The following is a 12,867-nucleotide window of genomic DNA, read 5'->3' on the forward strand; positions in this document are numbered from 1 at the left end:
AAAAAGCCAGAGCATTTGCTCTGGCTTTTGTTTCTCTTCAATAGATCACTGTTCAAGGTATAACTTTGCGGTTGTTGTTACTTTAATCATTTCATCTTGCAGCTCGAACATTTCAGGCTCAACTTCCTCAAGACTGATCCCTGAGCGCAGTGCTTGCTCAAGCGTCGCACAGAGTGATTTCAGCCTTGGAACACCACAATATGAACTACTGCCGTGCAGCTTATGGATGACATGAATTAGGTCGTCACGAGAGATATCTTCTTGCTCCAGAGCTTGGTCAACGACTGCTTCTACTTCAGGGATGAACTCAATCAACATGCGCAGCATATCTTTGGCGAGATCCTCTTTATTCGCGCTCTGTTTTAAGGCCGCTTGCCAATCAATAATCACATCCTGTTGAGGTGAAGAAACGGATTGTGGTGCGCTTCCTTCAGGTTCATCAACGTATGAAGGGGCGACTTTGCCAATGCTCTCTGTACAAGCATTTGGGTTCCAGTGAACCAAAACCTGTTGTAGCACATGCTCTTCAATAGGTTTGGTCAAGTAGTCATCCATTCCTGCCGAGAGCAAGCGGTCTCGTTCCCCAGCCATTGCATGCGCCGTTACCGCAATCACTGGCGTGTCTTTATTTAGCTCCAACTCTTTAATGTGCTTACAAGCGGTCACACCATCCATTTGTGGCATTTGGATATCCATGAAGATTAAATCGTACTTTTTCTCTGTCGCCAGGTTCACCGCTTGCTGGCCATTGCTACAGGCGGTGACGGTTTCTACTCGTTCGCGGAGCAGTGCAGAGATCAGCTTCAAGTTTGCAGGGTTGTCATCCACTGCTAGTACAGTCAGAGGTAAACGGTCCCCTTCGCTTGGCGTAATTGGAGCGCTTAATACCGGTGGCGATTCTACATGTTCGCTAATCAGGCTTTGTAGCAACTTACGGCGAGACAATGGCTTCGTCAGGCACTGGACGTGATGCTCTGTCATTATTTGGTCCGCAAGCGCCAATTCGGTACTCGGTGTCCCTAGGAGAACACTCGGAGCCATGCGTTTCGCTTGTTCTATCCAAGGTGTAATAACTTCCGCATCGTGAGTCTGGTTGGCCGCTAAATTCAACAGTACATAATCATATTGTTCTTCGTTGTTTGGTAGCGAAGAGCGGTAGGTTACTAAAATACCCTCCTGACTTAGAATCTGTTGGGTTACGGATGCGGCTTGCATGTTTGGTTCAATCAGCAGTAACTGCTTCCCAGTCAGAAGTTCCACTTCAATCAGTTCGCTCATTGGCATCTCGGTTGAGTGCAAGCGCACCGTAAACCAGAAGGTTGAACCTTGGTGTAGACGGCTGGTTAAACTGATTTCGCCGCCCATCTGGCTCACCAGTTTCTGAGTGATAACAAGACCAAGGCCAGTACCACCGTAACGACGTGAAATACTGGCATCCGCTTGGCTAAAGGCTTGGAACAACTGCGCTTGCTGACGCTCAGAGATACCAATACCGGTATCACGCACCATGAATTGTAGTTCGACGGAGTCTCCTGATTGAGAGCGCATTTCTACGCTAACATCAATGTTGCCTCGCTCGGTAAACTTGATTGAGTTACCGACTAAGTTCGTCAAAATTTGTTGGATACGTAGTGGATCCCCAACTAAACCTGGTGGAATTTTAGGGTCCACTTTTAGGGTGATTTCTAACCCTTTCTCATGTGCACTTGTGGCTTGTAGGTTAATTACCTCTTCTAAACTTTCTCGGAAATCAAAAGGAATGTTTTCCAGCGCCAGCTTACCCGCTTCAAGTTTCGAGAAGTCGAGAATGTCATTGATGATATTCAGCAGGTTGTTCGCCGACTTCTCAATCGTCTGTAGGTAATCCGTTTGGCTGTTAGAAAGCTGCGTTTTAAGCATTTGACGAGTAAAGCCAATCACCCCATTGAGCGGAGTACGCAGCTCGTGCGACATGTTCGCCAAGAACTCTGACTTAACCCTGGCCGCTTCTTGCGCGCGTTTCTTCGCGATATCCAGCTCAACGTTCTGAATTTCTAGCTGCTCAAGCGTTTCACGTAAGTCGGACGTGGCTTGGTCTATACTGTGCTGCATCTCTACGTGATATTCTGATAACGATACCGCCATGGCGTTGATGCCATTTTTTAGCTGGTCTAACTCACCGTGCATTTTGCCTTCGATACGCACATCCAGATGACCACGGCGAATGCGGTCAACGACATTCTTCATGTGGGTGATAGGTTGGGTCACATCGTGCATTAGACGTGAAGCAAACACACTTGCTAAGCCAAGACCGAGAACCAGAACTAAAAACGCAGAGAAGACTTCTTGATACTGTTGCAGCCTCAAGGAGGAGAGATCTAACTCGACGGCGATGTAACCAATCGCTTTTGTGCCTTGGCTTTCGTTCGATAACTCCGCTAAGTAGTGACCTTCTGACAAAATGGGGACACGCAATATCAGTGAGTTTTCGTAGATTTCCGAATTACCCAGTTGCGGGATCGGTTTATCTTTGGGAAACATCAAGGCTTCAAAATTAGGATGAAAGTTAGAGGTTACAAAGAGCTCATGATGTTCATCAAATACCGCGATACTACGAACCAGTTTGGAGTTTTTACGGTGCGCGTAGCTTATCAAGCGACGTACCGCCTCTCGGCTTTCTGATAGTAGATGAGTTTCACTGGCAATCGCCAGCGGCTCAATAATGCTGTTACCAGTGGTGATAACTTGTTTCTCAAGGTCTTGGTAGCGGTTAAATGAGAAAAAGCCGCTCAGTAATAAACCAATAATGAGAGTGGGAGCGAGAGTTAGTGTAATTACACGTGCTCGTAAGCCATATCTGGTCATGTTATCTAATTACATCGGAGTCTGGATATGGGAAAATAACGCATTATTTCTCAAGCGCACGATAAAGCCTTGAGCAAAGAAGTGACGTCACCGAATAAACGGTAAGCATAATCAAGTCACTCGAATCACACAACGGCTGCAATCAAGAATAGTGAAGCCGAAGAGCAATTACATATAAATCAGGCATAGAGCATGGCACGCATCTTTCAACCGAAAAAGAAAACCCAACTCAATACTCGGCACCAAGCAGTGCAAGTAGAGCGTTTAGATCACCACGGCGCAGGCATTGCTTACCTCAAAAAGAAGCCATTGTTTATCGATGGAGCACTGCCGGGTGAGGAGGTGGTCACTCAATTGGTGGAAGAAAAGAGCAAATACGCTCGCGGTAAGTTGATTAAAATCCTTAAGCCGAGTGAAGCTCGTGTGGAGCCATTTTGCCCACATTATCATGAGTGCGGTGGCTGTGATTTGCAGCATCTAGATTATGACCAACAATTGACGTACAAACAGCAAACGTTGCGTCAGCTAATGCGAAAATTTTCAGGCAGTGACATTGAACTAGATGCCCCGTTATTGGGAGATTCGCAGGCCTACCGTCGCCGTGCGAGAGTGAGCTTGTTTGTTGATAAAAAAACACGTCAGCTACATTTTGGTTTTCGTAAAAAGCAGAGTAAGCAAATTGCGCAAGTGACCGATTGCCCAGTGCTGGCACCGGAACTGAATGTTTTGCTGCCAGAGATTTACTCAGCCCTAAAAGCGTTCAAAAAGCCTGAACAATTGGGTCATGTAGAGCTGGTACTTGGTGATAATGGGCCGTGTATTACGCTGCGCCACTTGAGCGCTCTGACAACGAGTGAAACTCAATCTCTAACGGAGTTGGCAAAACGTCATGGCGCATCGTTGTACTTAATGCCATCGACAGAACAATTAGACCTTATCGAAGGCGATATACCTTTTTATCAAGAAGTTGGAGTAAAAATCCCTTTTGCACCAAATAACTTTATTCAAGTAAACCAAGGTGTAAACCAACAAATGGTCAAACAAGCGGTTGAGTGGTTAGACCCACAAAAGAGTGACCGAGTGTTAGATTTGTTCTGTGGTTTAGGCAACTTTAGTTTACCAGTTGCGAAATTAGCTAAGTACGTGGTTGGAGTAGAGGGTGTTGCAGAGATGGTAGAAAAAGCCACAAACAATGCATCTTTGAACCAAATCAATAACGCGCAATTTTATCACGCTAACCTTGAGCAAGATTTTGAAGGCCAAGCGTGGGCCGCAGAGCGGTTTGATAAAGTATTATTAGACCCGGCACGCGCGGGAGCGAGTGGGATCATCGATCAAGTTTCTGAGCTTGGCGCACAGCGTGTAGTTTATGTTTCTTGTAATCCTGCTACCCTTGCTAGGGATAGTCAAAGCTTGATAGAGCAAGGCTATAAATTAACTAAATTAGGTATGCTGGACATGTTCCCTCATACCAGTCATCTAGAATCGATGGCATTGTTTGAAAAGTCCTAACTTTAGGACTTTGACCCCTTATTTGTGGTGGGTGGTCATAAAGCCAGCGTGTACGCGCGGTAAAAAGAACTAACCTGGACGGTGTTAGTCAAACCACACGAATATAATAATTAGGATGATGAGATGGTTGCGGTAAGAAGCGCGCATTTAAACCAAGATGAACAGTTTGAACTCGAAAACTGGGTGGCTAGCCTAGGACAAGAGAAAAACACAGCCTCACGCTTAATCGAAGTATATCGAGATTGCCAGACGGTATTAGCTGATAACGAGCAAGCGGAGCTGTTGTTGTGGCGTGGACGAGAAATGATCGAAATTTTGATCACCTTGTCTATGGATCAAGCCACTTTAGTGGCTGCTCAACTGTTTCCTTTGGTTTCAAGTGGTGCTTTTAACAGAGAAATTCTGGAAGAGAAATACAGCAAAGAAATCATAAAATTAATCGACGGCGTTGAAGAAATGGCTGCTATTGGCCAACTCAACGTCAACATGGAAGGCAGTGCAGCGTCATCTCAGGTAGACAACGTACGCCGCATGCTGCTTGCCATGGTGGATGACTTCCGCTGCGTAGTTATCAAGCTCGCGGAACGAATTTGTAACCTTATTGAAGTTAAAAAAGCGCCAGATGAAGTTCGACGTGCGGCGGCAAAAGAGTGTGCCAACATCTATGCGCCGCTAGCAAACCGATTAGGCATCGGTCAGCTGAAATGGGAAATTGAAGATTACGCTTTCCGCTACCAACAACCGGAAACTTACAAACAAATTGCCAAACAGCTTTCTGAGCGACGCATCGTTCGTGAACAGTACATCAAAGACTTTGTTGAAGACCTCACGCACGAAATGGAAGTGTCGGGCATCAATGCCGAAGTGAGTGGTCGACCTAAGCACATCTACAGCATTTGGCGAAAAATGCAGAAAAAGAGTTTGGCCTTTGATGAGCTGTTTGATGTGCGAGCAGTGCGTATCATCGCAGACAAACTGCAAGATTGTTACGCGGCTTTAGGCGTAGTTCACACCAAATACAAGCACCTACCGAGCGAGTTTGATGACTACGTTGCTAACCCTAAACCAAACGGTTATCAATCGATCCATACAGTAATTCTAGGGCCAGAAGGCAAAACCATCGAGATCCAGATTCGTACCAAGCAAATGCATGAAGAGTCGGAACTGGGTGTTGCAGCGCACTGGAAATATAAAGAAGGGGCAAGTAGCCGAAGCGGTTATGATGAGAAGATCACGTGGCTGCGTAAGCTACTGGATTGGCAAGAAGAAATGTCTGACTCTGGCGAAATGCTCGATGAGTTACGTAGCCAAGTCTTTGATGACCGTGTTTATGCCTTTACACCACGTGGTGATGTTGTCGATTTGCCAATGGGGGCAACGCCGCTAGATTTTGCCTATCACATTCACTCCGAAGTGGGACACCGTTGTATCGGTGCCAAAGTCGGAGGCCGTATTGTGCCGTTCACGCATAAATTACATATGGGTGACCAAGTCGAGATTATCACTCAGAAAGAACCTAACCCATCACGTGACTGGTTAAACCCATCATTAGGCTTCGTTCATTCTGGTCGTGCGCGTGCCAAAATTAACGCCTGGTTCCGAAAACAAAGCCGTGAGAAGAACCTTGAAGCAGGTCGTGAAATCCTTGAGCATGAGTTAGCCAAAATTGGCGCAACGTTAAAAGATGCAGAGCATTACGCCCTCAAGCGGTTTAACGTCAAAACACCAGATGAATTGTATGTTGGTGTAGGTAGCGGTGATTTGCGCATCAACCAAATCATTAACCATATTAACGCGTTAGTTAACAAGCCAACGGCAGAGGAAGAAGACCAGCAAGCACTGGAAAAACTGCAAGAAGCTGAGCATAAATCACCCGCGCAAAGCCGACCGAAAAAAGACGCAGTTGTAGTAGAAGGCGTCGATAACCTAATGACACATCTAGCACGTTGCTGTCAGCCAATTCCAGGTGACGATATCTCTGGTTACATAACGCAAGGTCGTGGGATTTCAGTACACCGTAGTGACTGTGAACAGCTAGAAGAACTGCGCCATCATGCGCCAGAGCGCATCATCGATACAGTCTGGGGCAGCGGCTTTGTGGGGTCATACATCCTCACGGTGCGTGTTGAAGCGATGGAGCGAGGTGGTCTACTCAAAGACATTACGACACTGTTCGCCAACGAAAAGATCAAAGTGACCAGTATGAAGAACCGAGTCGACTACAGACGTCAACTTGCCATCATGGACTTTGACCTAGAAGTCACCAATATTGAGGTGCTTTCGCGGGTTTCGAAACGTGTGGAACAGATCAAGGATGTCATGACGGTGAAACGCCTCGGCTAAAACTCTCGTCATAGTTATCGTTGTAGCGTTGTTGACTGCACGCACTCGCTCCATCACATGGTGAACCATGCTCAGGAGTCTCGTTTGTTTGTCGCCTAGCTACAACTTCAACTATTTACAGAGTTACACTTGCGTCATATTTGGCTTTCTATCTGCGTTAGCTGCACTTATTCCGACGTGCCGGCTCAGGGGCATCACATAGTAGGCTATGCTCAGGAGTCGCGAAAACTTGTTGCCTTGTCAAAGTAACAATTACTTAGTGAAAGCTGCTGAGAAAATATAATGTAGAAGGTGAGTGGTTTTGGCTGCTCACCTTTTTCTTTAATAGAAAGGTTTAAAGGAACAAAAAATGAGTCATCCAATTGAACAGTTAGAACAAATCATGGCGAAGCTGCGTGACCCCGAAAACGGTTGCCCTTGGGACTTAAAACAAACCTTTGACACCATCGTTCCGCATACAATAGAAGAAACCTACGAGGTGGTGGACGCGATTCAAAATCGAGATTGGCTCAATCTAAAAGAAGAGCTAGGGGATTTGTTGTTTCAGGTGATTTTTTACAGTCAGCTAGCGAAAGAGCAAGAGCTGTTCGACTTTTCGGATGTCGTCGAAACCGTGAACGAAAAACTGACTCGTCGCCACCCGCATGTTTTTTCAGATGTTGAGTTTGAATCTGACGAGGAAATTAACGCGAACTGGGAAGCGGAAAAAGCAAAAGAAAAAGCCCTAGTAGGCAAAGCGGAAGAAAGTATCCTAGACTCAATACCAAACTCTTTACCGGCACTTTCTCGTGCTACAAAAATTCAGAAAAAATGTGCAAAATTTGGGTTTGATTGGGATTCACTTGGCCCGGTTGTCGATAAAGTACGAGAAGAAATTGACGAAGTCATGGAAGAGGCACTGCAAGTTCAGCCCGATGAAGAGAAAGTTGAGTTGGAGCTCGGTGATTTGCTATTTGCGACTGTCAATTTGGCTCGCCACCTTGATAAAAACCCAGAAGTCGCGCTAGGAAAAGCAAACGTAAAGTTTGCGCGACGTTTTAAACAAGTTGAAGGCAAGGTCCAGCAGTTAGGCAAAGTACTTACAGATTGTTCTTTATCAGAACTCGACCATTTTTGGGATGAAGTAAAACAAGAAGAATCGAGGCAGAGGTAAACTGGCAGAATACATAATATAAGGTCAGCTTGTTTGGTTACACGAAAACGGACTTTGGTTTGTCTTTGCTCACTTTGATTTGAAGCAAAAAATAAAAAATTACGGTGTGATAGATTTCACGTTGTGGCGGTAAGGAGCTTCTGGTATATTTATCTCCCGTCCAGAAGCACTCCATTTCCCTCATTCAACCAATTTCAGGTTAAACATGACGACAAATTACATTTTTGTTACTGGCGGGGTTGTATCCTCTCTAGGTAAAGGTATTGCAGCAGCATCTCTTGCGGCTATTCTAGAAGCTCGTGGTCTTAAAGTGACTATGATGAAGCTTGACCCTTACATCAACGTTGACCCGGGCACAATGAGCCCTACTCAGCACGGTGAAGTGTTCGTTACAGAAGATGGCGCAGAGACTGACCTTGACCTTGGTCACTACGAGCGTTTCATCCGTACCAAGATGACCAAGCGTAACAACTTCACTGCAGGTCGTGTTTATGCCGACGTACTTCGTAAAGAACGTCGTGGTGACTACCTAGGCGCAACTATTCAAGTTATCCCTCATATCACTAACGCAATCAAAGATCGCGTTATTGCAGGTTCTGAAGGCCATGATGTGGCTATCGTTGAAGTTGGCGGTACTGTTGGTGATATCGAATCACTACCATTTATGGAAGCGATTCGTCAGCTAGCTGTTGAGCTAGGCCGTGAGCGCGCAATGTTCATGCACCTAACACTTGTTCCTTACCTAGCGGCTGCGGGCGAAGTGAAAACTAAGCCGACGCAACACTCTGTAAAAGAACTTCTATCTATCGGTATTCAGCCAGACATCCTAGTTTGCCGTAGCGATCGCGTTATTCCTGCGAATGAGCGTAAAAAAATCGCACTGTTCTGTAATGTTCCAGAAAAAGCAGTAATTTCAATGAAGGATGTAGACTCTATCTACAAGATCCCTCAGTTGATTAAATCTCAAGGGCTAGATGACCTTGTGTGTGCTCGCTTTGGTATTACTGCTCCGGAAGCAGACCTTTCTGAATGGGAACAGGTTATCTACGAAGAAGCAAATCCTACTGGTGAAGTAACCATCGGTATGGTTGGTAAATACATTGAATTACCAGATGCATACAAATCTGTGAACGAAGCGCTTAAACACGCTGGCTTGAAAAACCGCCTAAGCGTCACAATTAAGTATGTAGACTCACAAGATATCGAAACAAAAGGCGTTGAACTTCTAGAAGGTTTGGACGCAATCCTAGTACCAGGTGGCTTCGGCGATCGTGGTATTGAAGGCAAGATCCGTGCGGCTCAATATGCACGTGAAAATAACGTGCCTTACCTAGGTATTTGTTTGGGTATGCAAGTTGCACTAATCGAATACGCGCGTAACGTTGCGGGTATGGAAGGTGCACATTCAACAGAATTTAACAAAGAGACTAAGTACCCTGTGGTAGGTTTGATCACAGAGTGGGTAGACGAATCAGGTAGCGTAGAAGAGCGTACTGAAAAGTCTGACCTAGGCGGTACGATGCGTCTTGGTTCACAGCTGTGTCACCTAGAGAAAGGGACTAAAGCTCGTGAACTGTACGGTAGCGCGACGATCCATGAACGTCACCGTCACCGTTACGAAGTGAATAACGTGCTTCGTCCGCAAATCGAAAAAGCAGGCCTAAAAGTATCAGGTCTATCTGCGGACAAGAAGTTAGTGGAAATGATTGAGAACCCAGCTCACCCATGGTTTGTAGCGGCTCAGTTCCACCCAGAATTCACCTCGACTCCTCGCGATGGACATCCATTGTTTGCAGGTTTTGTTAAGGCTGCGGGCCAAAACGCACGCGGCGAATTCGAAAAGTAAAAGGATACGGGCGGCGGCGAAGGTTGTGCTGCTGCCCTTTAAGATTGACATTTATATTTGAAACGAGAGGAAACATTAATGTCTAAGATCGTTAAAGTTCTAGGTCGTGAAATCATCGACTCACGTGGTAACCCAACTGTAGAAGCTGAAGTACACCTAGAAGGCGGTTTCGTAGGTATGGCGGCAGCTCCATCTGGCGCATCTACTGGTTCTCGCGAAGCTCTTGAGCTACGTGACGGTGACAAAGCACGTTTCCTAGGTAAAGGTGTTCTTAAAGCAGTTGAAGCTGTAAACGGCCCAATCGCTGAAGCTCTAGTTGGCAAAGACGCTAAAGACCAAGCTGCAATCGACGCAGTAATGATCGAACTAGACGGCACTGAAAACAAATCTAAATTCGGTGCTAACGCTATCCTAGCTGTTTCTCTAGCAAACGCTAAAGCTGCTGCTGCTGCGAAAGGCATGCCTCTATACGAGCACATCGCTGAGCTAAACGGCACTGCAGGTCAGTTCTCTATGCCTCTACCAATGATGAACATCATCAACGGTGGCGAGCACGCAGACAACAACGTTGACATCCAAGAGTTCATGATCCAACCAGTTGGCGCTAAGACTCTTAAAGAAGGTCTACGTATCGGTGCAGAAGTATTCCACAACCTAGCTAAAGTTCTTAAGTCTAAGGGCTACAGCACTGCAGTTGGTGATGAAGGTGGTTTCGCTCCTAACCTTAAATCTAACGCTGAAGCTCTAGAAGTTATCGCAGAAGCTGTTGCAGCTGCTGGTTACGAACTAGGTAAAGACGTTACTCTAGCTATGGACTGTGCTGCATCTGAGTTCTTCGACAAAGAAGCTGGCATCTACAACATGAAAGGCGAAGGTAAAACTTTCACTTCTGAAGAGTTCAACCACTACCTAGCTGAACTAGCTAACCAATTCCCAATCGTTTCTATCGAAGACGGTCTAGACGAGTCTGACTGGGATGGCTTCAAGCACCAAACTGAACTACTAGGTGACAAGCTTCAACTAGTAGGTGACGATCTATTCGTTACTAACACTAAGATCCTTGCTGAAGGTATCGAGAAAGGCGTAGCTAACTCTATCCTTATCAAGTTCAACCAAATCGGTTCTCTAACTGAGACTCTAGCTGCAATCAAGATGGCTAAAGACGCAGGTTACACAGCAGTAATCTCTCACCGTTCTGGCGAAACTGAAGATGCAACTATCGCTGACCTAGCGGTAGGTACAGCTGCAGGTCAAATCAAAACTGGTTCTATGAGCCGTTCTGACCGTGTTGCTAAGTACAACCAGCTAATCCGTATCGAGGAAGCTCTAGGTGAGCGCGCTCCTTTCAACGGTCTTAAAGAAGTTAAAGGTCAAGCTTAATTCTTCACTGAATTAGCAGCTTAACTTAAAGCTTTTAAAACACCCTGCTTTGGCGGGGTGTTTTTGTATCTGACATATGAGAACAGGCTTTGCTTTTTGATGTCTTTCGCTTACGTTCATTTGTGATTCCATAGAACGAGGAGAGAGAGTAGAGAAGTCTCTTTGTTTCATTTTGCTGCCTATTTCTTGTAAGGAGCGTGTGAGTCTCCCTTTCTCCCCTAGAGGCAACCTCGCATTTATGCTATATATGTCACCTTATCTAATTCCTTCCGGTACAGAATGTTAGCAGCGATATGCGAATCTTTGTTATAGCCCTTACGCTACTGTTTGGCTTGCTTCAATACACTCTATGGTTTGGTAAAAACGGAGTGTCTGACTACTACACAGTAAAAGATGAAATTGAAGTTCAGCAACAAGTGAACAGCAAGCTACAAGCTCGCAACAATGAAATGTTCGCTGAGATTGATGACTTAAGGCAAGGTCTTGATGCGATTGAAGAACGTGCGCGTCATGAGCTCGGTTTAGTTAAAGATGGCGAGACTTTTTACCGCATTATAGGTGAGGAAAACCATTAAAATGTTGGATATGAACTCATCGCATATCGCAATTGTGCCTGCTGCTGGTGTAGGGAGCAGAATGAAGGCAGATCGCCCTAAGCAATATTTATTGATCGAAGGTAAAGCGGTACTGGAACATACCGTAGAGAAACTGCTTTCTCACCCAAATATTTCTAAGGTTGTCGTTGCCATTACTGACGGCGACCCATATTACCCAGAATTGTCCATTGCTAAGCACCCAGATGTGATTCGTGTAGCTGGTGGTAAAGAAAGAGCAGACTCTGTGTTATCAGGGCTAAACTATGTCAATGAGCATCTGGAAAGCGAGTGGGTATTAGTCCACGACGCTGCAAGGCCATGTGTATTAACATCCGACATTGACCGTTTGATTGATGTTTGCTGCGCTCACTCAACGGGTGGCATTCTCGCATCTCCTGTGAGAGATACAATGAAGCGAGCAAACGCAGTACAAGATATCGATCATACGGTAGATAGAGAAGCATTGTGGCATGCACTGACTCCACAAATGTTTAAAACTCAGCAGCTTACTCAAGCACTGGCTGACGCATTAGAACAGGGTGTAACCATTACCGATGAAGCCTCGGCTTTGGAATGGCTAGGCGAGAAGCCAGCCTTAGTTCAAGGGAATGCGAACAATATAAAAATCACTCAGCCAGAAGATCTTGCGTTAGCCGAGTTTTATCTAAGCCGTGAGCGCGGCGAATAAGAAAGGATAGAAAATGATTCGAATTGGTCATGGTTTCGACGTACATAAATTCGGCGGTGAAGGTCCGGTAATTATCGGTGGTGTAGCGATTCCTTACGAACAAGGTTTGATTGCTCACTCAGATGGCGATGTAGCGTTGCATGCGTTAACGGATGCTCTGCTGGGCGCGATTGCTGCCGGCGATATTGGTCGTCATTTCCCAGATACGGATGATAAATGGAAAGGCGCAAACAGTCGTGAATTACTGAAAGACGTTTACCGTCGAGTTAAAGAGCAAGGCTACCGTCTTGGCAATGCTGATGTAACCATCATGGCACAAGCGCCTAAAATGGCACCACACATTGACGCAATGTGTGCGGCGATAGCCGAAGACCTAGAAACCGACATTAGTAACATTAACGTAAAAGCGACGACGACAGAACGTCTCGGTTTTACTGGACGCAAAGAAGGCATTGCAACGGAAGCCGTTGTACTTCTGTTTAAGCAATAACTAGCAATTTGCTCC

The 12,867-nt window shown here is 45.7% G+C and carries 9 protein-coding genes; 8 read left to right on the plus strand and 1 reads right to left on the minus strand.

The features are described from left to right. Positions 1-45 precede the first annotated feature (45 nt). Positions 46-2,844 carry a two-component sensor histidine kinase BarA gene (gene barA, locus R7Z47_RS10805; RefSeq protein ID WP_033907441.1) on the minus strand — a complete coding sequence of 933 codons (2,799 nt, stop codon included), beginning with the start codon at positions 2,842-2,844 and terminating at the stop codon, positions 46-48. Between the two features lie 192 nt (positions 2,845-3,036). Between barA and rlmD the strand changes: the two genes are divergently transcribed. The 8 genes from rlmD (at position 3,037) to ispF (ending at position 12,852) form a co-directional block, all read left to right on the plus strand. Then, on the plus strand, positions 3,037-4,356 hold the full coding sequence (gene rlmD, locus R7Z47_RS10810) for a 23S rRNA (uracil(1939)-C(5))-methyltransferase RlmD (RefSeq protein ID WP_262607078.1): 1,320 nt from the start codon (positions 3,037-3,039) through the stop codon (positions 4,354-4,356). Between the two features lie 123 nt (positions 4,357-4,479). After that, positions 4,480-6,699 carry a GTP diphosphokinase gene (gene relA, locus R7Z47_RS10815; RefSeq protein ID WP_005380915.1) on the plus strand — a complete coding sequence of 740 codons (2,220 nt, stop codon included), beginning with the start codon at positions 4,480-4,482 and terminating at the stop codon, positions 6,697-6,699. A 349-nt stretch (positions 6,700-7,048) separates the two neighbouring features. Beyond that, positions 7,049-7,852, plus strand: coding sequence for a nucleoside triphosphate pyrophosphohydrolase (gene mazG, locus R7Z47_RS10820; RefSeq protein ID WP_053306773.1), 804 nt, complete (start codon positions 7,049-7,051; stop codon positions 7,850-7,852). Between the two features lie 205 nt (positions 7,853-8,057). Further along, positions 8,058-9,698, plus strand: coding sequence for a CTP synthase (locus tag R7Z47_RS10825; protein WP_021034029.1), 1,641 nt, complete (start codon positions 8,058-8,060; stop codon positions 9,696-9,698). A gap of 78 nt (positions 9,699-9,776) precedes the next feature. After that, on the plus strand, positions 9,777-11,078 hold the full coding sequence (gene eno, locus R7Z47_RS10830; protein WP_005383785.1) for a phosphopyruvate hydratase: 1,302 nt from the start codon (positions 9,777-9,779) through the stop codon (positions 11,076-11,078). Between the two features lie 293 nt (positions 11,079-11,371). After that, positions 11,372-11,653: a cell division protein FtsB gene (gene ftsB, locus R7Z47_RS10835; protein WP_005380907.1), complete on the plus strand. Its 282-nt coding sequence runs from the start codon at positions 11,372-11,374 to the stop codon at positions 11,651-11,653. Between the two features lies 1 nt (position 11,654). Next, the gene (ispD, locus tag R7Z47_RS10840) at positions 11,655-12,362 is read left to right on the plus strand and encodes a 2-C-methyl-D-erythritol 4-phosphate cytidylyltransferase (protein WP_017821625.1); all 708 of its coding nucleotides are present in this window, start codon (positions 11,655-11,657) and stop codon (positions 12,360-12,362) included. A gap of 13 nt (positions 12,363-12,375) precedes the next feature. Continuing rightward, positions 12,376-12,852, plus strand: coding sequence for a 2-C-methyl-D-erythritol 2,4-cyclodiphosphate synthase (ispF, locus tag R7Z47_RS10845; protein WP_005380896.1), 477 nt, complete (start codon positions 12,376-12,378; stop codon positions 12,850-12,852). The last annotated feature ends 15 nt before the right edge of the window (positions 12,853-12,867 follow it).

The organism is Vibrio sp. 1641 (genome assembly GCF_033339995.1).
Classification (GTDB): Bacteria; Pseudomonadota; Gammaproteobacteria; order Enterobacterales; family Vibrionaceae; genus Vibrio; species Vibrio alginolyticus.

Coding starts and splice junctions, on each gene's coding strand:
- ispD (WP_017821625.1), top strand. CDS start 11,655: ATGTTGGATATGAACTCATCGCATATCGCAATTGTGCCTGCTGCTGGT.
- mazG (WP_053306773.1), top strand. CDS start 7,049: ATGAGTCATCCAATTGAACAGTTAGAACAAATCATGGCGAAGCTGCGT.
- relA (WP_005380915.1), top strand. CDS start 4,480: ATGGTTGCGGTAAGAAGCGCGCATTTAAACCAAGATGAACAGTTTGAA.
- eno (WP_005383785.1), top strand. CDS start 9,777: ATGTCTAAGATCGTTAAAGTTCTAGGTCGTGAAATCATCGACTCACGT.
- R7Z47_RS10825 (WP_021034029.1), top strand. CDS start 8,058: ATGACGACAAATTACATTTTTGTTACTGGCGGGGTTGTATCCTCTCTA.
- ispF (WP_005380896.1), top strand. CDS start 12,376: ATGATTCGAATTGGTCATGGTTTCGACGTACATAAATTCGGCGGTGAA.
- ftsB (WP_005380907.1), top strand. CDS start 11,372: ATGCGAATCTTTGTTATAGCCCTTACGCTACTGTTTGGCTTGCTTCAA.
- rlmD (WP_262607078.1), top strand. CDS start 3,037: ATGGCACGCATCTTTCAACCGAAAAAGAAAACCCAACTCAATACTCGG.
- barA (WP_033907441.1), bottom strand. CDS start 2,844: ATGACCAGATATGGCTTACGAGCACGTGTAATTACACTAACTCTCGCT.